This window comes from Neobacillus sp. DY30 (genome assembly GCF_030123065.1).
Classification (GTDB): Bacteria; Bacillota; Bacilli; order Bacillales; family Cytobacillaceae; genus Neobacillus.
The window spans coordinates 5,693,665-5,714,067 of sequence record NZ_CP126093.1 but is presented as its reverse complement, the minus strand read 5'-3'; the positions used below and the strand labels follow the sequence as shown (position 1 = coordinate 5,714,067).

Below are 20,403 nucleotides of genomic sequence, written 5' to 3'. Positions count from 1 at the left end.
TGGTAAAGTGCTAGCAAACAGTACACCACTTCAACCCCTAGGGTTTTTGGACACGCCACCTGCAGGATCAACGGTGAGTGGGATGGTCAAGGTTCGGGGATGGATCTTAGACACCAGCGGAGTTTCCAAAGTGGAGGTTTTAGTTGACGGAAAAGTTGTCGGCCAAGCCCAATATGGTCTTTCTCGACCTGACGTTTATAACGTTTTTCCTGACTATCAAAATGCAAATTCTGGTTATGAATTTAATTTTGATACCAGGTCACTTACCAATGGACAACATACCATTTCCGTTAAAGCTACTTCAAAGACCGGGTCTACACTGTCATTACAGGGGAAAACAGTAAATGTGCAGAATGTAGCTTTAGCTCCAACTGGTCATATTGATTCACCAATCTCTAACTCTTCCATTAATGGTATTACGAATGTAAGAGGTTGGTTTTTAGATGCTAGTGGTGTTTCCAAAGTTGAAGTCTTTGTAGATGGAAAAATTATGGGACAAGCAACGTACGGCCTTTCTCGACCTGACGTTCTAAAAGTTCTTCCAGCCTATCAAAACGGAAACGCGGGTTATGAATTTTCTCTTGATACTAGAAAGCTTACAAATGGTACCCACGTTATTACTGTGAGAGGGACTGGAAATAACGGCACTATAACTGAACTGCCAACTAAGACAGTGAATGTTAAAAATTTGCCAACGGTTGGTTTTATGGATACACCAAAGAATGGCTCTACGATTAGTGGCATAACGTCTGTACGGGGTTGGTTTTTAGACGCTAGTGGTGTTTCTAAAGTGGAGGTTTTAGTTGATGGACAGATTGTGGGGCAGGCACAGTACGGCAGCTCCCGGCCAGATGTTCTAAACGTTTTACCGGAGTATCAAAACGCAAACGCGGGTTATGAGTTTGCTCTTGACACCAAAAAACTTACTAATGGGTTGCACACGATTACGGTTAGAGAAACTGGTAAAAATGGAGCCAGCACTGAACTTCAAAGCGTTAGTGTAAATGTTAAAAATGCTGTAAATTTGGAGTTAGTTGGATTTTTGGATGCACCCGCGAATAATTCAATTGTAAAAGGAATCAGTACCGTACGCGGCTGGTTTTTAGATGATGACGGGATTGCTAGAGTTGATGTTTTAGTCGATGGACAATTGGTCGGTCAGGCCAAGTATGGTCTCACTCGATTAGATGTTCAAAGATTCTACCCTCAGTATAATAACGCAAACGGTGGATATGAGTTTGCTCTTGACACTAAGAACTATGCAAACGGTGCACACACCATTACCGTTAAAGCTACTGCGAAGAACGGTTCAACGAAACAGTTTGATAGTAGTGTAAGTATCCAAAATCTTGATCATTTGCCGACATTGGGATTCTTAGATACTCCACAATCCGGTACAACCATTAACGGAGTGTCAACGATTCGTGGATGGTATTTAGATGGCAGTGGTGTAGAAAAAATTGAAGTTTTTGTGGATGACAAGTTGATTGGAAATGCACAGTATGGCTTAAGCCGTACTGATGTGGCAAATGTCCTCCCAGAATACCTTAATTCAAACGCAGGTTTCCAATACTCGTTAGATACAAAACAAATCACAGATGGACCACATACTCTAACGATTAAAGAAACGGGGAAAAATGGCAACAGTCATACTCTTTCTGCAAGCATTACAGTTAAAAATGGTAGTCCATATCTTTCATTAAATCTAATGAAACCAGCGAATATAACTGCTAATGATATTGTTAATTTCTTTAATTCTAGAAATCAATCCAGCAGCCCGCTAAAAAATTATGCCCAAAGCTTTATTGACGCTCAGAATCGATATGGTGTAAATGCACAATATTTAGTCGCTCACGCGATTTGGGAGACTGGCTGGGGCGGTTCAGATTTAATAGGTTACAAGAATAACCTTTATGGATATGGTGCCTATGATCCGTGTCCTTTCACTTGTGGTTACTATTTCCAATCCGTTCAGGATAGTATTTTTAGAGTAGCCTATCAGGTTAGAGTGGATTATCTAAATGAGTCTGGAGCTTATTATGAAGGTCCAAATTTAATCGGGATGAATGTGAACTATGCGACAGATCAAAATTGGAAAAATGGGATTGCAAATCTTATGCAAGGTATGAAACCTTATGATAACGCCTATTATTCCAATGCGAATGTTCTTGGAATGTCTAACATTGCTCCACCTACTTTGGTGAGAGATATTCCAGCTGGACTGCCATATCCGGAAGATACGATTATTAACTTCCCAAGTGGGATCAACGCAAAGATAGTGAATACTTCATCACTAACTTTAAGATCATTACCATATATTTTACGATCAACCGTCATCGGTTCCATTCCTCAGGGTACAGCCATCACCGTATTAGGATATAATACTGATGTTTACTATGAACCGACTACAACAGGTAATTACGCCTATCGTTGGTACCGAGTAAGTGTGAATGGCCAAACCGGCTGGCTTTATGGTGGATATTTACAGATTCAAAACTTAGCACAGGTAACCCTTGCTGGCGGTTCTTTAAATATTCGCAGCAGTGCTTCAACGGATTCGAGTATGATTGCTAGTGTTAGAAACGGTGCTTATTTGAATCTTGTTACGATCAACGGAGTGCCTGTAACACAAAATGGCTGGTATCAAGTGTTTGTGCCTAATTCCACAACTACCGGATGGGTAAGTGGAGATTTTATTAAACAAGTAATTAACTAAAAGTAAAAAGACTATCATTAGACACCCTTGAATTTCAAGGGTGTTTTTTCTCGACATTTTACGTACTTCTTGGGTGAAGAAACTTCTTGCAGGTGGAGGGATTTTAGTCAAATTAATCAATCATTTAATTAGTTTTTGATTTGTCTAAGGGAGTCTACTAGTGGAAAAATATAATGTTTTTGGAAAGTAATTGTCATTTTGCTGTCGGTAAGAGAATATGTTATCGACAAAAAATTTCCCGGAAAACTATTAAAAGTTCGTTTTTCAAAAGGGTTTAAGAGAGTTTTAATTAAACGATTAGTTAAGACGTTTCTTGTCGATTAAGGAAACATTGATGGCGGTATTATTAATACTCAAACAAAGACTTATAACCCATTAAAATTGTCGCACGAAATCGATTGTAAGAATGTAGGTAAAATGGTAGCCTATTGGTAATCTGCGTTGGGGGAGGGAAATCTTGTGATAACAATAAAAGGGACACAAACAGAAGCAAAGGTATTTTCTAATTATCCGCAGGAAACGGCGATGGAGCAAATACAGGAGCTATGTAATCAAGCGTTTTTAAAGGATACAAAGATTAGTATAATGCCAGACTATCATGCTGGGAAAGGCTGTGTAATTGGCACAACCATCCAGTTGAAAGATAAGGTCGTTCCTAACCTAGTTGGAGTCGATGTTGGCTGCGGTGTCCTGACCGTTAGGCTTCAAGATAAAAAAGTTGATTTTAACAAACTGGATAACGTCATTCGTTCATACGTCCCAAGCGGCCATGAACTTCATACGGATGATACGGTAAAATTTATTAGCACGGATTTCCCATCCACAGAAGAGTTCAGGGCTAAACATATACTCAGTCAGAATAAAAGTCTTTATAGCTTGGGAACCCTTGGGGGCGGAAATCATTTTATCGAAGCGTCAATTGATTCCGATGGCTGCCACTTCTTAACGATCCATACTGGTAGCCGTTATGTTGGGGCAAAGATTGCAACCTACTATCAGAAGGTAGCAATTTCAAAGCTTCGTAATCAAGACTTAACGGAAATGATTGAACAATTAAAAGCTGCGGGCCGGGAAAGAGAAATCCAAACGGCCATTCAAAATTACAAAGAAAAGAATCCAGTGATTCCAAATGATTTAGCGTATTTGGAAGGTGAGGATTTTTATAATTATATGCATGACATGAAATTAGCTCAAGCATTCGCAAAATCAAACCGCGAAGAAATTGCAAGAGCTATCATTGACAATATGGGATTTGAGGAACTCGATCGCTTCGATACCGTGCACAATTATATTGATACGGATAACTTGATTTTGCGAAAAGGGGCAGTTTCTGCCCAAAAGGGAGAACGGCTCATTATTCCGATCAACATGAGGGATGGTTCCATTTTAGCGGTGGGTAAAGGGAATGAGGATTGGAATTATTCCGCACCACATGGAGCAGGCCGTGTCTTAAGCCGTACAAAAGCAATGAAAACTTTAGATATGGCAGACTTTCACAAAACAATGGAGGGCGTTTGGACGACATCAGTATCTGAAGAAACACTTGATGAAGCGCCAATGGCCTACAAGCCAATGAATGAAATTCTAGAAAAAATCGAGGAAACAACGGAGATTGTTTCTTTTATCAAACCCGTTTATAACTTTAAAGCCAGTGAAAAATATATACCTGGAAAATATAAAAAATCATAGTTTCGTAGTTAAGAGAGACTTCTTATGGTCTCTCTTTTTTCATGGAGTAATGTCCATATCATCGACAATTCTTGCAACAATTATTTGTACTAATCCCAAACTGGGTATGGTTTGAATCTTCCACTAATCAAACGTTTAATTGAATTCATATATGTCACTCTTTGTCGATTGATTGAAAAAGTTAAGAAAAAAATGAATGGAGATAGGATAAATGAATTTTTTTATTGAATATAATCAAGGAAAAACTTTTTTGCATTCGTCTATTTATAAGAGAGAAGTGATGAATTTGAGTTGCCGAGATTGTGGTCAGGAAATAGGGGAACATGAGGCTCATTGCTATAGATGTGGGCATGTTGTTTCCAGTGAATATGTACAAGATCCAAAACCAGCGCAAGAACTTGTTGAAAACGACCTTGAGATGGAGCAGTCTTATGTGGGAAAAAAGCATCATTATTATCGAAGAAAATGGGACCAGTTAGAAAATCGAGCAATCAAAACAAGCTGGAATTGGGCATCCTTTTTTCTAGGACCAATTTGGCTCGGCTACCGAAAAATGTATCGGTATCTTGGGTTTCTGGCAGGTATCTATCTTTGGTTAGATTTGTTGTTGTACTTTATTGATATCACCTATTCTATTTTTTATTTTCCGATCCTATGGGTGCTAAAGGTTTGCATTACGTTACTTTATGGATTGTTCGGAAACTATTTTTATTTGCAGCACACCAAACGGCAATTGACGAAAGGTAAACGAAGAAACAATAATCAGGAAAAAATGGACATATGGTCGAAAAAGAAGGGCAGAACTAATTGGATAACTGCCATAACTTCTTTCATGGGTTTTGTAATTTTTTATTTGGTTAGTCAGGACGTGCTTATTCCACCTAATGCGATAAATATCGTAAGTGTTCAGAACGGATCCTATAAAAGTTATCCATCAGCTACGATTGGAAATGGGTTTCACCGGTTTTTTGGGTCTCCCCACTGGGAAAACCAAGAAACCGAGCTTCCTTATGAGATTGTTCGCTTTACAGGAGTAGCAGACCGGGATGGGGAAGTCGTGTCTGTCATCATCGATATAGGGATAACCGGGGATTCGTATATCGATCAGATGATTGTAGTTGATGGTGAGGTTTTAGATCAATTTGAACGTGAACACTTGCTAGGCACCATCTTTGCGGACTAACTTTTCGTTTCTATATATGGCGGGTTGAGTAAGGTTATTTCTTATGATTATGATAGGTATTCTAAAGAAGAACAATATTTAATGCTGCACCACAATTGCTAGTTGCGACTAACATTTGGAGGTGCAGTTTTTTGTTTCAAAGTTCTTGATTGGTTCTATTTATAGGGTCACATATTGACGATATTTCCTCGACAATTATTGCACCATTATTATAAAGGAAATTCAAGTTGCTAAACAGATTCAATTCAAACTAATCAAACGTTTGATTAGTTACCAGTTTGTTGTAGCTAGTCAAATAATGTAATAATTTAGCATATGGTGGAGGGCATTTTATAGACCAAACGTTTTTCTATTGCCAAATTTGGTTAATTATTACACAATTAAAAGGACAAAGTAATACAACTAGCGGGGATGATAACGATGAATGTTTTGGTAGAAAACCATGAACAAAAAGAAGAGTTTATGACTCTGTGGAGTCAAATCGCCAATGAAAGGAAATACCAGGTAACAACGCTTGCTGAAAACTCAGAAGCTTATCTGTTAAAGGACAAAACCAACAGAAGTGTTGGAACAATCGAATTTGTGCCATGTGATGCGAATCTCTTGGAAATTGAGGATTTAATTGATATATCAAAAGAAACACGCATACTAGAAAACTTAAAGTATTCTTACCAGGTTCGTAAAATGGGGGTAACAAAAGAGTTTGCTTCAAAATCCATCTTATTGGATTTGCTTAAGCTGGCAGCCATGCATGCTAAGAATAACCAGGTTCGCTTTTACGTTAGCTATTTAGAGCATAATCATTATGTAAAATTAACCGAGAAGTTTAAATTCAGAATCGAAAAAGTTGGCGAGGAAGTTATGTTTGGTAAGAAGAGACTGGTTCCAGCTTTAATTGATGTGGAAGACGCCATCAATAACACTGAAGGATATCCTATCTATATCAAACCCATTGCTTACTTAGTAAAAGGGTCTAAAAAAGTAAAGGCGTTTTTTGCGTAAAACCGAGTGAACATTGTGGGCGGTTTATATGGCTTATTAATTGGTGATATTAGTGAGCCGAGGGATGAACATCACCCTAAGATATTTACCATGGTTTAACCATGATGTACCGTCCCAGTGGTTAAGGTACCCGACTAATTAAGATCAATTAACCTATTGTAATGATAGGTTATTTTTCGTCTCAATTTTGTTTGAATAATGGTATCGAGACAGCTATCCAATAATTGCTTTAAATAGTTTATTCTTGCCGAATGCCACATAATTCTAAGTTTTGTCATATTCCTGTTGATCTCCATAATGTTTGTCTCCTTTAATTTTTCAAAAATCGTAAGAGACCGTATTCGGTAACTGGCGAGCATGATCACCAAATATGTTGTTAGCCCCTTTAGTTTTGCGTTTATGTATATATAGATACTATCTGATATCTACGAAGTAGAGTTATAGGTCTTTAACTCTATATTATTCAGTTTTTAGGGTTCCTATTCCAAATACTATATATATACCCGAAACACTAGCTTTTTAAACGTTAAAAAATAAAAAAGCCATGAGTTACGGATATATTAAGATAGTATGGGTCCTCTGGATTAATCATTGTCCTTCTTGTAATATGGTAATATGCTCAATTAAAAGCGAGATTTAGGAGGACATGTTTTGTATAAATTAATAGCAATAGATATTGATGGAACACTGATGAATGATCGAAAGGAAATTACAAAAGAGGTCAATGACGCCATTCAAGCTGCTAAAGCAAAAGGAGTAAAGGTGGTAATCTGTACGGGGAGGCCAATCGTTGGTGTCCAATCGATTATAGAGGAATTAAAATTAAACGATGAAGATGACTTTGTGATTACCTTTAATGGTGCACTTGTACAAAATACGTACAGCAAGGATGTAGAATCCCAAATTACCTTAAGCTATGATGATTTAAAAGACATATATGAATTAGGCCTAAAGATTGGTTCACCGCTCCATTACTTTGATACAGAACATCTTTATACACCGCATAGAGTAATAAACGAGTATACCATTCATGAAGCTCATATCAATCAGATGCCTCTTCATTATCTGCCAATTGATGAAGTACCAGAGGACATGCTAATTCCGAAGGTAATGTTCATTGATGAACCGGACCGTTTGAATACGAGCATTGCCAACATACCTGAATCATTCTGGGAAAAATATACGTTCGTAAAAAGTACTCCGTTCTTTTTAGAAATCCTAGATCCGCGTGTCAGCAAAGGAAATGCAGTCAAACAGCTGGCTGAAAAACTTGGAATTAAACGAGAAGAGGTCATCTGCATGGGGGATGGCGAGAATGATTTAAGTATGATTGAGTATGCAGGCTGTGGAGTGGCAATGGCCAATGCAGTATCTGTTGTGAAAGAAGCGGCCCAGTTCCATACACTATCTAATAATGAACATGGAGTAGCTTATGCCATAGAAAAATTAGTATTAAACAATTAAAATGCATGGTAGATAAAAGATAGGAGGGAATAGTATGTTAACCTCAGCAATTGGTCGATTTAGGTTAATGGGATTTATAGAAGGTTTATCCCTGCTCATTTTGTTATTTATTGCTATGCCGCTTAAGTACTTTGCAGGTCTCCCAGAAGTAGTAACAGTTGTTGGTTCGCTTCACGGTTTGTTCTTTATCATGTATTTGTTTACTATTGCATATGTAACTTTTAAGATTAGGTGGTCCTTTATATGGGTAACCTCAGCGATTGCTGTTGCGTTTATTCCTTTCGGTAATATTTTTCTTGATGCGAAACTACGTAAGTCACGGTACTAGATAGAATGATTAAAGTATGAAGCTTTGAATTAACCTTTATAGAAGGATTGAACACGAAGATGAATAAACGAGATCTCGTTCAATATTTTATTGTAAACCAAGACCTAAAAATGTCGACGGGTAAAACAGCCGCACAAGTGGCTCATGCTGCAACTCTAAGTACGATTAACCTGATGTCCTCACATTCCCCTTTTCCTGAAAGGCACGATGATTTCGTGGAATGGGTACAGAGCGGAATGAAGAAAATTATTCTAAAGGGTAAACAAACCGAGCTTGAAAAGTTAGAAAAAAGAGGTTTTTTCAGTATACATGATAGTGGCTTAACAGAGATTAAAGCGGGTTCATTAACTGTAATTGCCCTTCCGCCGATGGAAAAATTTGAAGCGAAGGAAATCGTCGGACATTTAACTCTCTTAAAAAACTGAAATTTGAGGAAATGAATTTTAGGGACGGTTCTGGCGGATTTTTTTACAGATACCGCGGGAACCGTCCCTATTGCAATCCCTATTGCAATCCCTATTGCAATTCCTGTGGCATTCCCCTGGTATTCTAGTATTCCCTTTTTATGGCTATAAATGGAATATTTTAGAGTGTGCATTTTTTAGATACTTACAAAATGGGTACGTATGAAAGAGATTACGAATAACCTTAGTACTGGGGTCAGACCCCCACATCTTATTTATGCGAAATAATTAAACTACAACTTCCTTCTATACTGAATTCTCCAAATCCAACCGGAATAATAAAGTGCGTTCCTTTGTTCAGTGAGTAACGATTCCCATTATGAACAAGGATTCCTTCCCCATTTATCACACTCATTAGTAAATATTGATTATCATTTAGGAAGGTAGATTGACCGGTAATATCCCATTTATGTACAGAGAAAAACTCAGATTCTACGAAAGTAGTAATCGCGACATTTTCCCTCACTTTAATATTGGGAATAACACCAGTTTCTTGAAACGGCACACTGGTTACAGAAATCGCCTTCTCCAGGTGAAGTTCACGTAAATTTCCATTTGCATCCCGGCGTTCATAATCATATACACGATACGTCGTATCGGAGCTTTGCTGTGTTTCAATTACAAGGGTTCCTTCACATAACGCATGAATGGTTCCGCTAGGAACATAGAAAAAATCCCCTGGCTTAATCTTAACTCGACGCAATAGTTTATTCCATTGACCTTTGTTAATTTGCTCCATTAATTCTTCCCTTGACTGTGCATGATGGCCATAGATCATGTAGGCATCTTCTTTACAATCAAGAATATACCAACATTCCGTTTTCCCTAACTCGCCATTTTCATAGACCTTAGCATATGAGTCCTCTGGATGAACTTGGACAGACAAGTCCATAGTGGCATCTAATATTTTTGTTAACAGTGGGAAAACCTCTTCCTTTGGATGTCCAAACAGCTCTGGGTGTTCCTTCCATAACGTGTCCAACCCTACTCCCGCATAAGGGCCATTCTCAATCACTGATGGTCCATTTGGATGAGCTGAAATTGCCCAGCACTCCCCTGTATTTTCAGTTGGAATATCATACCCAAATTCCATCTTCAAGGTCGTACCGCCCCAAATTCTCTCTTTAAAAACTGACTTCAAGAATAAAGGTTGCAAGATTATTACCTCCAAAAGAACAATTTTTAATAACTCCAGAATAAACTCAGCAAAGAGGATTCCAAAAATTCACTATGGATTCACTTAAAATTCAGTAACAGCGTATAATCCTACATAAGTTAAACGGAAATATTTTTATAAAAATGACCGACCTTAAGCAGACCCTGAAATTTCCATTTTTTCGAATAACAAACAAAATGGAGAGGGATTTAAGTACTTGGTGAAAAAGATAAAGAAAGAATACAAATATACATAAGTGCCTATGCGGCTAAATGCAAAACAAAATAAAAGTGCAGGGGGCATAGATGTCGTGGGTTAAGGTGTTCTTGTTTTCTGGTGTAAAGATTTTGTGAAAATCCTTAGCTAAAGTTTACCCCATTCTAGTAGTTCAGTGTCATCCTAAAGAACTCATAGAAACCTGAAAAGGATACATCTCACTTTAAAAGGATGTAAGAATTGTAATCTTATATCTTTTTACATAATTCATTCGTACTATTTTTTTGCAAGAATTGAAGTATATCTTCTTTTGTAAGGCCTGAAATTTTTGCATATGATATTAATTTCTTCCATTCATCATCAAAAGGGGTTTTAGAATCTTGTTCCATAATAGTTGTTGTCATGCTTATTCACCAAACTCCTTTTTTTGATTTAACCATTTTGTAAAACGAATATAATCCAGATAATTCTTGAAATCATCTTTACTCATTCCATTATTAATAGCCTTTTGAATTAAGGCCCTCCACTCTTCATCCAGTAGTTGATCCATCAAAGGGTGTGATTCGTTATCATCAATACATAATAAAAATGTAATCGTAGTATCCAATGGTACAGCAATCTTTGATAAAAACTGGAGTGAGGGATTATTTTGAAGATTTCGTTCAATATAACTCAGGTATGATTTGGATACTCCTGCAAGTTCTGCTAATTCCGTAATGGAATACCCCTTTTGTTCTCTCAATTTTTTTATACGAACTCCAACCATTTTTACCTCCTTAAAATAGATAATGTATATGCGTTATAACGAACTGATTGTGAAAAAAATAAATGGATATAAAATATTACTAATAAGTAAAATCCAACATTTGGCACATTAAAGCTTTGTTTGTAGTCAACAGCAGCAGATTGAATGCAAACACAGCTTGAATTATATGTTTGAAAAAGATCATGCTTATTGAACAGCGATTTCACATTTTCATTATAAAGAACGAAATGATGCATTACAAGTATTTTTAAGAATAAATTAAGGAAATAGAGAACAAGAAGAATGCTTTCTTGTTTGCTAAACGGACCAAGTGGGAATTTCAAAATTTACCATTTTTGTATTGTTCAAATAAGAATTTGTATGATATATTTTTTAAGTCAATTCTCTTTTAAGAACGACCTGATGATTATTGTCATAAGAGTTGGTATTAACAAGATGGGGATAAGCATGTAGGAAGAATATTGACTGACATTAAAATGTCAATACATTTGTTAAATGGAATTTTAAAAAGAACAATTTTCAACTTGACACGTTCTTTATAAGGAACATAAAATAAGCTTATAAAGAAATTATTTATTTTTAGTAGTGCTTTTGTATTCCCAACTTGTTCATCATTAAGAACATATGTGAGTAAAAAGCCTTATAGGTAGGAGCGGTAAAAATTTTTACTACCAATATTTGAAAAATATATTTTAATGGAGGGAACTATGGAAGAATTGGATTTTATTACAGTAAAAGAGTTATTTAATGCCGTTAAGAGACGTTTATGGATGATAGTATTAATCACATTACTCGCAACAGTTACAAGTGGTATTTATAGTTTTTACTTTGTAACTCCCTTCTATCAATCTTCTACCCAGATTCTTGTAAATCAAACACAAGAAAATGGGCAAAGAATTAATTATAACCAAATCCAATCAAACCTCCAATTAATAGAGACCTATAGTGATATCATCAAGAGTCCAATGATACTCGATATTGTTAGTGCCGAGTTGGGATTAGATCGCCCTGGAAAGTCGTTAATTAATCAGATTGAAATAAGCAGAGGAGAGAAATCACAAGTATTTACTGTAACAGTTCAAGATAAAGACCCTGAAACGGCAGCAAACATAGCTAACGCGATTGCAGAGACATTTAATGAACAAATTCCAACATTACTGAATGTTGAAAATGAGAATATTTTATCAAAGGCAGAAGTTAATCCATCACCAATTAATCTTAATCCGAAATTAATAATAGTCGTTGCTTTTATATTTGGACTACTCGCAAGTATAGGACTTTGCTTCATGCTTGAGCGGATGGATGATTCGATTAAAACAGAACGTGACGTGGAAGAGGTATTTGATCTTCCGGTATTAGGTGCAGTGTCTGAAATAAAAGGCAAACAAAAGAAAAATGGAAAACAAGTTAATTTATCAATTAGAGGTGAGGCAATTGATGCTTATACGAAGTAAAAAGGCAAAACATAGAAAAGATACAAACTTAATTAATTACATCGATACGACATCAATGATTTCAGAACAATATCGGACCATTCGAACGAAAATTCAATTTTCATCCATTGAAAAGGCCTATCGTACATTAATCATTACGTCCCCAGGGTTTGGAGACGGAAAGACAATGACAACGGCAAACTTGGGAGTCGTAATGGCTCAACAAGGAAAAAAGATTCTCATTGTCGATGCAGACCTCCGCAAACCAATGATGCATTATATGTTTAAAACCGAAAATACGACTGGATTAACCAATGTACTTATACAACAAACTTCATTACAAAGAGCTATACGAAAAACGGAGATTGATCAATTAGATATTTTGCCTAGTGGACCTATTCCTCTCAATCCAGTAGAACTACTAAGTTCAGGTGCAATGAAAGAGGTTATGGAGCAGGCCTTAGAAATGTATGATGTGATTTTATTTGATTCCCCGCCTGTTAATGCAGTTGCCGATACGCAAATATTGTCTAATTCATGTGATGGTGTTGTATTAGTTGTAAACAGTGGCAAAACGAAAAAAGACAAGGGCTTAATTGCGTTAGAAACACTAAAATCAGCAAAAGCAAAGCTCATAGGTGTGGTGTTAAATAAAAAAAAGAAAAGGTGACCGGCATTCTTATTACGGTAGGTAATAACCATATAACTTTCTATGATATTTAATTAAAACTCTCAAAGAGTTCATTATTAGGAACAAAAATTCACCCAATGACAAAGATGTAATAAAGAATATCGATTAAGTTATTTTTATTATTATTTTTTTACTCAATTAGTTCTTAATAGAGAACAACCGTTTGTCATTTTTCAATAATGTGGTGATGTCTCCTTACCACTATCAATGGAGGCACTCGGTTATGCTGTGGGTTAATGATACCTTAGACGCTAGTCGTCGAAAGTGTAATGTGAGGTCGGGTTTGATGCCCAATTATTATTAATTTCTAGCTCTTATGTATAATGTCTCGCAAGTGATCTTTATACATAAGAGCTTTTAAGTTGTTTTCATATATTTTAAAAAACAGGGAGGGAAATATTTGAAAAAAGTTAGAAAAGCAATTATACCTGCAGCAGGCCTAGGGACGAGATTTCTACCTGCAACAAAAGCAATGCCAAAGGAAATGCTCCCAATAATTGATAAGCCTACTATTCAGTATATTGTAGAGGAAGCAATTGAATCTGGCATTGAAGATATCATCATCGTGACAGGAAAAGGAAAAAGAGCAATTGAAGATCATTTTGATCATGCATTTGAACTGGAACAAACGTTAATGGAAAAAGAAAAGTACGATTTGTTAGAAAAAGTGCAGCATTCCTCAAAGCTTGTGGATATCCATTATATTCGCCAAAAAGAACCGAAAGGATTAGGGCATGCTGTATGGTGTGCACGAAAATTCATTGGTAATGAGCCATTTGCTGTTCTACTTGGAGACGACATTGTTGTTTCTCAAAAGCCTGGATTAAAGCAATTGATTGAGCAATACGAACAAACCGGATCATCTGTTATTGGAGTTCAACCTGTTCCTTACAATCAAACAAGCCGCTATGGAATTATTGATCCCCTTAGACAAGAAGGAAGACGTTATAAAGTATTCAATTTTGTTGAAAAACCAAAAGAAAATCCACCTTCAAATTTAGCCATTATGGGGAGATATGTATTAACTCCTGAGATTTTTACATTCTTGGACAACCAAACGATTGGTGCTGGGGGAGAAGTTCAATTAACGGATGCCATTCAACAATTAAATCAATTGCAAGAAGTCTATGCCTATGATTTTGAAGGTACTAGATATGACGTTGGTGAAAAGCTTGGCTTTATCCTAACAACTATTGATTTTGCAATGAAAAATGAAGAGTTGAGAGAAGGTATTTTTCAAGCATTAGAAAAATATCTTGGAGTTGAAAAAGTATCCAACTAGTAGGGGGAGAGACTGTTGGCTCTTACTAAAATGAAAGAAAGAGAGAACGTAGTTAGTGATTTTAGTCAAAAAAACTTCGTTAATCAAAAAGTGGGGTATCTACTTACGAAACGTATCGTAGATATTGTTGGTGCTTTCTCTGGTTTCATCTTATTGTCACCTTTTTTTTTGATTTTTGCTATTCTTATCAAAATGCAGGACCCAAGAGGTCCTATTTTTTTTAAGCAAGAACGAGTTGGCAAAAATGGACAAAAGTTTTATATGTACAAATTTCGTTCAATGGTTATGAATGCGGAGGAATTATTAAAGGATTTACTAGAAAAAAATGAAATAAGTGGTGCGATGTTCAAGATGAAAGATGACCCCCGTATTACGAGGGTAGGAAAGTTTATCAGAAAAACAAGTATTGATGAACTTCCTCAGCTTTGGAATGTAATAAAAGGTGAAATGAGCTTAGTTGGACCTAGGCCGCCGTTACCCAGAGAAGTAGAGGAATATGATGATTATGATAAACAACGGTTAACTGTCACACCTGGTTGTACGGGTTTATGGCAGGTTAGTGGGAGAAATAGTCTTAGTTTTAAGGAAATGGTTGAATTGGATCTTAAATACATTTCTGAAAGAAATCTTTGGATGGATATTAGAGTCATATTAAAAACTTTTCTCGTTTTATTTGGATCAAAGAATGCGTTTTAACTAAGGGAGTGTTTGAATGGAAAAACATTCAAAAATATATGTTGCTGGGCATCGAGGATTAGTTGGATCTGCTATTTTAAGAAGATTGCAGAATGACGGATTTACAAATTTGCTCTATAAAACTAGCGACGAATTAGATTTACGGAATTTTGAGAAGGTATTAGCCTTTTTTGAAGAAGAAGAAGTTGAGTATGTGTTTTTAGCTGCCGCAAAAGTTGGAGGAATTGTAGCAAACAATGAATATCCTGCTGATTTCATTCGCGATAATCTTTTAATACAAACGAATGTGATTGATGCAGCATATAAAACGGGGATAAAGAAACTACTTTTTTTAGGAAGTACCTGCATTTATCCTAAATTTGCCCCTCAGCCTCTAAAAGAAGAATATTTATTAACAGGTGAACTAGAAGCAACTAATGAACCGTATGCGATTGCAAAAATCGCCGGGATCAAAATGTGCCAATCATACAATAGACAATTTGGCACTAAATACATTTCTGTTATGCCAACAAACTTATATGGCCCTAATGATAATTTCAATTTACATACATCACATGTTTTGCCAGCATTGATCCGTAAATTCCATGAAGCGAAAGTCAACAATAGGTCTGAGGTCGAGGTATGGGGAACAGGAACACCAAAAAGAGAATTCCTGTATTCCGATGATTTGGCTGGTGCGTGTCTATTCTTAATGAATCATTATGAAGGAAATGAAATCGTAAATGTGGGTGTTGGAGAAGATATTTCGATTAAAAATCTTGCTGAAACGATTAAACAGGTTATTGGCTATGAGGGTGAAATCATTTTTGATACGACAAAACCTGACGGAACCCCTCGTAAATTAGTGGATGTATCTAAAATAAATTCGTTAGGCTGGAAAGCAAGTATGCCTTTAGAAGTAGGATTACAAAAAGCCTATCAATGGTTTTTGGAAAATGAATTAATGAAAGTGAAATGAATAAATGGGAGGACTCACATGAAAAGGGCATTAATTACCGGTGTAACAGGGCAAGATGGTTCCTATTTAGCAGAGTTTTTATTGGAAAAAGGATATGAAGTCCACGGTATTATTCGACGCAGCTCTTCTTATAATCAAGAACGATTAGAAGACATTCTTACTGTTGAAGAAGCAAATGAATTAATAAATAACCAAAACTTCCACCTTCACTACGGAGATGTTACAGATGCTTTAAACGTTACCCGTATAATTGGTGAAATCCAGCCAGATGAAATTTACAATCTGGCAGCCCAATCTCATGTTCGTGTTTCTTTTGACATGCCAGGATATACATTGGATGTGGATGCAAAAGGTACTTTGAATATTTTGGAAGCAGTACGAATTTCAGGATTAACAGATAAAACACGTGTATACCAAGCCTCCACTTCTGAACTATATGGAAAAGTTCAGGAGGTTCCACAAAAAGAAACAACTCCTTTTTATCCACGTTCTCCATATGGAGTAGCAAAGATATATGGATTCTGGATTACAAAGAATTATCGTGAATCTTATAATATGTTTGCAGTAAATGGGATTTTGTTCAACCACGAATCAGAACGTCGCGGTGAAACGTTCGTAACACGAAAAATCACACTTGCTGCAGCGCGAATTGCCCAGGGGAAACAAAAGAAATTATTGTTAGGAAATTTAGACTCTTTACGCGATTGGGGTTATGCGAAAGATTATGTTGAATGTATGTGGTTAATCCTTCAACACCATAATCCTGAGGATTTTGTCATCGCAACTGGTGAAATGCATACTGTACGAGAATTTGTCGAGTTAGCATTCAAACATGTTGGTGTCCATATCGAGTGGACAGGACATGGTTTAGAAGAGAAAGGGATTAACAAAGCAACAGGTGAAGTCATTGTTGAGGTTGATCCTAAATTCTTCCGACCTGCAGAAGTAGAGCAGTTATTAGGAGATCCAACAAAAGCAAGAACATTATTAAGTTGGAATCCGACAAAAACTTCTTTCCAGGAGTTAGTCCGTATCATGGTGGAGGCGGATATGAAGAAAGTTGAGAAGGAAGATATAGCCAAAAAGATATTTGATTATGTTTCAGTATAATCATCATTTTTTTGGGGTTATTTAACAGAATATTTGAATATTACTATGGTTTAATCGGGGGCAGACACAGATGTCAAATGTGTTGAGAAAGACTGCAGAGGAACCTGTTGAGGGTTTTGTCCGAAAAGTGGATAAATCGGGGATCCCAACATGCAATATCTTAGGGGTAAATATCGCCGCGATTAATATGGAGTGGTTAATTGATTATTTAATTAATAATATAAAGGACTTAACCGGTGACTACATCTGTGTTTCCAATGTGCATACCACAGTAACCAGCTATGAAGAACCGGATTATTGTGCTATTCAGAACGGTGGTATTATGGCTATTCCAGATGGTGGTCCACTATCTGCTATTGGCAGAAAACAGGGTCATAAAAATATGGCTAGAACCACTGGACCTAGTCTTATGGGAGAAATTTTCAAGATTTCTGTAAAGAAAGGTTATCGACATTATTTTTTCGGGTCTTCAGAAGAAACTTTAGAAAAACTCTCTCAAAAATTGAAAGAAAACTATCCAGGCTTAGAGATTGCTGGGATGTACAGTCCTCCTTTTCGTCCGATGACAGAAAAGGAGGACGAAGCCATTGTGAAGGTCATTAATGACACAGCCCCTGACTTTGTTTGGATTGGTCTAGGCGCACCGAAGCAGGAAAGATGGATGGCAGCTCATCAGGGAGAGGTAAACTCCTTGATGATTGGCATTGGTGCTGGATTTGATTATTATGCAGAAAACATTTCTAGGGCACCAGAATGGATGCAGAAGAGTAATTTGGAATGGTTTTACCGGTTGATGCAAGACCCGAAAAGATTGTTTAAGAGATATCTTTACACGAATACAAAGTTTTTATGGTTAATAGCTAGAGGTATGTGATATGGAAAAAAATGTTATTGTCTTTTATGCTCCAGTAGGTACAAATTTGCCACGATACCAATTGGGTGGAGGTGAAATTGGGTGCCGTAGAACAAGAGATATTTTAAAAGGAAATGGGTTTGATGTTATTACAATCGATAAGCCTATCATGGGGAAAAATGGGATTATTGGTTATGTAAAGATGGCACTGAAGGGTTATAGCAGACTTTTGAAAGCATTAGTCTCTAATAAGGGTGCTATCTTATATACAGTTGGTTTCTATGAAAAAAATGTTTACTTGGAATGGTTCATTATCATATCTGGAAAGTTACTTTCTCGAAAGACTATCTATGAAGCAAGGAACGGTAGATTGGTTAAGGCATATTTTGAATTTGGAAAGATTTATAGGTTCATGATGGGTTCTATACTCAAGCAAGTGGATACCGTGTTTTGCCAAGGGCTCGAATATGTAGAGTTTATAGAACAACAATATAAGAAAAAATCTGTATATACTCCAAATTATGTCTTAAACAAGAGTTTGAAGAAGTATAATGCAGAGCGTCCTCTAGATGTTGTTAGGTTGATCTACTTTGGTCGTGTTACGGAGACAAAAAATGTTGGATTAATTGTCGATGTGTGTAATGAACTCTTAAAAAAAGGCTACAACGTTGAAACGATTATTATTGGATCTTATTCAGAAGAATATAAAAAGGACTTGGATCAGCATATTGCTAACATGAATATTCCTGAAGGCACAATCAGATTTTTAGGGCAGCAGCCCTTTGAAATGATAAGCGAAGAATTACAAAAAGCACACTTTTTTATTTTTCCTTCGCAAGAGAAAAAGGAGGGCCATTCCAATTCACTCACAGAAGCGATGACCTTCGGTGTGGTCCCAGTTGTCAGTTCAGCAGGATTTAATAGTAGTATCGTCGCTAAACCAGAACTGGTTGTTACTGAGATGGATCCAACCGGATACGCTAATGTTATGGATAAGATCATTCAGGATAAATCATGGGGAATTTATTCAAAATTTGTTTACGATCGGATAAAAGAAAACTATACAGAGGATAGGGTTAAAACCTCTATATTAAAAGCAATTTCTAGGTTAATGGAATAAGTAGATACACTCACGGATATTCGTAAGGATTAAGCAGCAAGTACCTCATTTAGGGGATGATTTAAATGAAAAAAGTTCTTTTTGTCATATCAGCATTAACAACCGGAGGAGCAGAAAAAAGCTTAGTCAATCTGCTGAATCTTTTGGATTATTCAAAGTTCAAAGTCGATTTGCTGTTATTTAAACATGAGGGTGAGTTTATTAAACAAGTACCGAAAGAGGTTACGATATTAAGCATCCCGAACACATTGAAATATGCATTCAAATCTTTGGACTCGGATGGAGTCAGAAAAATTTCTACCTTAAATTCAGGTATAAGAAGGTATATCGGTACCTTTTATACAAGGTATAGATATAAAGGCAATATGAATAAGGGTAAACAAATCCGATGGAACACGTTCTATAGAAATGCGATTAAGGATTTACCAGGGGAATATGACGTCGCGATTTCTTATATGCACGGTGAAGCGATGTATTATGTCGCTGATAAGGTACATGCAAAGAAAAAGATTACATGGGTACACAATGATTATCATGCCGCTGGATTTGATCAGGAGTTAGATCGGCCCTATTTTGCGAAATTCGATCGAATTGTTTCCATATCAGATGAATGCGTAAAAATATTCAGTGATATTTTTACTGATTTTGCTGACAGGACCGTATCTATACCGAATCTCACATCATCCTCATTAATTAAGAAAATGGCGCTTGATTTTCTTCCGCATGAATATAAGGAAGTGAGAGAAATGGATCCTGAGAAGCCAATCCTTCTTTCCATTGGCCGGCTAAGCAGCCAAAAAGGATTTGATATGGCAATTGAAACGGCAAAAGTAATGCAGGATCAGAACATTAACTTTATCTGGTATATTATCGGGCAGGGTGAGCTAAAGGGAAAATTACAGAAGCAAATACATGATGCACAGGTACAAAACAAAGTCATACTATTAGGGACCAGGGAGAATCCATATCCCTATTGCCATTATTGTGATATCGTCGTCCAGCCATCGAGATATGAGGGAAAATCAGTTGTGCTGGATGAAGCGAAAATTTTAGCGAAACCGATTGTGGTTTCCAATTATGATACCGTTAAAGATCAAATTATTGGAGGTTCGGAAGGAATCATCGTCCCGCTTGAACCTCATCAAATCGCCGGGGTCATTATCGATTTATTGAACAATCCAAGTAAAAGGAAACAATTAAGTCACTATTTACAAGAACATGAATATGGCAACGAGGACTTAATTGAAATGTATTACAATCAAATCAACTAACTAGC

Annotated in this window: 20 protein-coding genes; 16 read left to right on the top strand and 4 right to left on the bottom strand. The window is 36.5% G+C overall.

Translation table 11 applies throughout. The annotated features are described in order from the left end of the window. The first annotated feature begins 7 nt into the window (after window positions 1–7). The 4 genes from QNH29_RS28205 to QNH29_RS28190 all read left to right on the top strand — a co-directional run bounded on the left by QNH29_RS28205 (window position 8) and on the right by QNH29_RS28190 (window position 6,590). Complete coding sequence (locus tag QNH29_RS28205) at window positions 8–2,716, top strand: Ig-like domain-containing protein (protein ID WP_481858849.1); 2,709 nt, start codon at window positions 8–10, stop codon at window positions 2,714–2,716. A 459-nt stretch (window positions 2,717–3,175) separates the two neighbouring features. Continuing rightward, window positions 3,176–4,405: an RtcB family protein gene (locus tag QNH29_RS28200; protein ID WP_283862539.1), complete on the top strand. Its 1,230-nt coding sequence runs from the start codon at window positions 3,176–3,178 to the stop codon at window positions 4,403–4,405. 211 nt (window positions 4,406–4,616) lie between these two features. Beyond that, the gene (locus QNH29_RS28195; RefSeq protein WP_283862538.1) at window positions 4,617–5,588 is read left to right on the top strand and encodes a DUF2628 domain-containing protein; all 972 of its coding nucleotides are present in this window, start codon (window positions 4,617–4,619) and stop codon (window positions 5,586–5,588) included. A 420-nt stretch (window positions 5,589–6,008) separates the two neighbouring features. Further along, entirely contained in the window at window positions 6,009–6,590 is a 582-nt protein-coding gene (locus tag QNH29_RS28190; RefSeq protein ID WP_283862537.1) for a hypothetical protein, read from the top strand. Window positions 6,591–6,724: 134 nt separating this feature from the next. Here the strand turns inward: QNH29_RS28190 and QNH29_RS28185 are convergent, their stop codons facing one another. Further along, the gene (locus QNH29_RS28185) at window positions 6,725–6,886 is read right to left on the bottom strand and encodes a hypothetical protein (RefSeq protein WP_283862536.1); all 162 of its coding nucleotides are present in this window, start codon (window positions 6,884–6,886) and stop codon (window positions 6,725–6,727) included. Window positions 6,887–7,241: 355 nt separating this feature from the next. On the opposite strand from QNH29_RS28185, the gene yidA reads away from it, so the two are divergent. From yidA to QNH29_RS28170, 3 genes are read left to right on the top strand one after another with little or no spacing between them, the layout of a single operon-like run. Further along, complete coding sequence (gene yidA, locus QNH29_RS28180) at window positions 7,242–8,054, top strand: sugar-phosphatase (RefSeq protein WP_283862535.1); 813 nt, start codon at window positions 7,242–7,244, stop codon at window positions 8,052–8,054. Window positions 8,055–8,088: 34 nt separating this feature from the next. Beyond that, on the top strand, window positions 8,089–8,382 hold the full coding sequence (locus QNH29_RS28175) for a DUF3817 domain-containing protein (RefSeq protein ID WP_283862534.1): 294 nt from the start codon (window positions 8,089–8,091) through the stop codon (window positions 8,380–8,382). A 59-nt stretch (window positions 8,383–8,441) separates the two neighbouring features. Next, window positions 8,442–8,807 carry an aminoacyl-tRNA hydrolase gene (locus tag QNH29_RS28170; protein ID WP_283862533.1) on the top strand — a complete coding sequence of 122 codons (366 nt, stop codon included), beginning with the start codon at window positions 8,442–8,444 and terminating at the stop codon, window positions 8,805–8,807. Window positions 8,808–9,057: 250 nt separating this feature from the next. Here QNH29_RS28170 and manA read toward each other — a convergent pair whose 3' ends face one another. The 3 genes from manA to QNH29_RS28155 all read right to left on the bottom strand — a co-directional run bounded on the left by manA (window position 9,058) and on the right by QNH29_RS28155 (window position 10,984). After that, window positions 9,058–10,005: a mannose-6-phosphate isomerase, class I gene (manA, locus tag QNH29_RS28165; RefSeq protein ID WP_283865773.1), complete on the bottom strand. Its 948-nt coding sequence runs from the start codon at window positions 10,003–10,005 to the stop codon at window positions 9,058–9,060. 461 nt (window positions 10,006–10,466) lie between these two features. Beyond that, on the bottom strand, window positions 10,467–10,622 hold the full coding sequence (locus QNH29_RS28160; protein ID WP_283862532.1) for an anti-repressor SinI family protein: 156 nt from the start codon (window positions 10,620–10,622) through the stop codon (window positions 10,467–10,469). Between the two features lie 2 nt (window positions 10,623–10,624). Beyond that, a complete protein-coding gene (locus tag QNH29_RS28155; protein ID WP_283862531.1) occupies window positions 10,625–10,984 on the bottom strand; it encodes a helix-turn-helix domain-containing protein in 360 nt (119 codons plus the stop codon). A gap of 707 nt (window positions 10,985–11,691) precedes the next feature. Here QNH29_RS28155 and QNH29_RS28150 point away from each other — a divergent pair. From QNH29_RS28150 to QNH29_RS28110, 9 genes are all read left to right on the top strand, one after another. Continuing rightward, window positions 11,692–12,438: a YveK family protein gene (locus QNH29_RS28150; protein WP_283862530.1), complete on the top strand. Its 747-nt coding sequence runs from the start codon at window positions 11,692–11,694 to the stop codon at window positions 12,436–12,438. Further along, a complete protein-coding gene (locus tag QNH29_RS28145; RefSeq protein ID WP_283862529.1) occupies window positions 12,422–13,087 on the top strand; it encodes a CpsD/CapB family tyrosine-protein kinase in 666 nt (221 codons plus the stop codon). Before QNH29_RS28150 ends, QNH29_RS28145 begins: the two co-directional genes overlap by 17 nt. A 421-nt stretch (window positions 13,088–13,508) precedes the next feature. Then, window positions 13,509–14,390, top strand: coding sequence for a UTP--glucose-1-phosphate uridylyltransferase GalU (gene galU / locus QNH29_RS28140; protein WP_283862528.1), 882 nt, complete (start codon window positions 13,509–13,511; stop codon window positions 14,388–14,390). A gap of 15 nt (window positions 14,391–14,405) precedes the next feature. Continuing rightward, window positions 14,406–15,086 (top strand): sugar transferase, encoded by a 681-nt coding sequence (locus QNH29_RS28135; RefSeq protein ID WP_481858764.1) that lies wholly within the window; start codon window positions 14,406–14,408, stop codon window positions 15,084–15,086. A gap of 16 nt (window positions 15,087–15,102) precedes the next feature. Next, entirely contained in the window at window positions 15,103–16,044 is a 942-nt protein-coding gene (gene fcl, locus QNH29_RS28130; RefSeq protein ID WP_283862527.1) for a GDP-L-fucose synthase, read from the top strand. Between the two features lie 18 nt (window positions 16,045–16,062). Further along, the gene (gene gmd / locus QNH29_RS28125) at window positions 16,063–17,154 is read left to right on the top strand and encodes a GDP-mannose 4,6-dehydratase (protein ID WP_283862526.1); all 1,092 of its coding nucleotides are present in this window, start codon (window positions 16,063–16,065) and stop codon (window positions 17,152–17,154) included. A 70-nt stretch (window positions 17,155–17,224) separates the two neighbouring features. After that, window positions 17,225–18,028, top strand: a complete 804-nt coding sequence (locus QNH29_RS28120; protein ID WP_283862525.1) for a WecB/TagA/CpsF family glycosyltransferase — start codon at window positions 17,225–17,227, stop codon at window positions 18,026–18,028. Between the two features lies 1 nt (window position 18,029). Beyond that, a complete protein-coding gene (locus QNH29_RS28115; protein WP_283862524.1) occupies window positions 18,030–19,127 on the top strand; it encodes a glycosyltransferase family 4 protein in 1,098 nt (365 codons plus the stop codon). 65 nt (window positions 19,128–19,192) lie between these two features. Then, window positions 19,193–20,398 (top strand): glycosyltransferase, encoded by a 1,206-nt coding sequence (locus tag QNH29_RS28110; RefSeq protein WP_283862523.1) that lies wholly within the window; start codon window positions 19,193–19,195, stop codon window positions 20,396–20,398. Window positions 20,399–20,403 lie beyond the last annotated feature (5 nt).

Excerpts from the sequence above, each read along its gene's own strand:
- QNH29_RS28120 (WP_283862525.1), top strand. The coding sequence starts at position 17,225 with ATGTCAAATGTGTTGAGAAAGACTGCAGAGGAACCTGTTGAGGGTTTT.
- QNH29_RS28160 (WP_283862532.1), bottom strand. The coding sequence starts at position 10,622 with ATGACAACAACTATTATGGAACAAGATTCTAAAACCCCTTTTGATGAT.
- QNH29_RS28175 (WP_283862534.1), top strand. The coding sequence starts at position 8,089 with ATGTTAACCTCAGCAATTGGTCGATTTAGGTTAATGGGATTTATAGAA.
- QNH29_RS28150 (WP_283862530.1), top strand. The coding sequence starts at position 11,692 with ATGGAAGAATTGGATTTTATTACAGTAAAAGAGTTATTTAATGCCGTT.
- QNH29_RS28110 (WP_283862523.1), top strand. The coding sequence starts at position 19,193 with ATGAAAAAAGTTCTTTTTGTCATATCAGCATTAACAACCGGAGGAGCA.
- QNH29_RS28170 (WP_283862533.1), top strand. The coding sequence starts at position 8,442 with ATGAATAAACGAGATCTCGTTCAATATTTTATTGTAAACCAAGACCTA.
- QNH29_RS28195 (WP_283862538.1), top strand. The coding sequence starts at position 4,617 with ATGAATTTTTTTATTGAATATAATCAAGGAAAAACTTTTTTGCATTCG.
- QNH29_RS28190 (WP_283862537.1), top strand. The coding sequence starts at position 6,009 with ATGAATGTTTTGGTAGAAAACCATGAACAAAAAGAAGAGTTTATGACT.
- QNH29_RS28115 (WP_283862524.1), top strand. The coding sequence starts at position 18,030 with ATGGAAAAAAATGTTATTGTCTTTTATGCTCCAGTAGGTACAAATTTG.
- QNH29_RS28145 (WP_283862529.1), top strand. The coding sequence starts at position 12,422 with ATGCTTATACGAAGTAAAAAGGCAAAACATAGAAAAGATACAAACTTA.
- QNH29_RS28185 (WP_283862536.1), bottom strand. The coding sequence starts at position 6,886 with ATGGAGATCAACAGGAATATGACAAAACTTAGAATTATGTGGCATTCG.
- fcl (WP_283862527.1), top strand. The coding sequence starts at position 15,103 with ATGGAAAAACATTCAAAAATATATGTTGCTGGGCATCGAGGATTAGTT.
- gmd (WP_283862526.1), top strand. The coding sequence starts at position 16,063 with ATGAAAAGGGCATTAATTACCGGTGTAACAGGGCAAGATGGTTCCTAT.
- QNH29_RS28155 (WP_283862531.1), bottom strand. The coding sequence starts at position 10,984 with ATGGTTGGAGTTCGTATAAAAAAATTGAGAGAACAAAAGGGGTATTCC.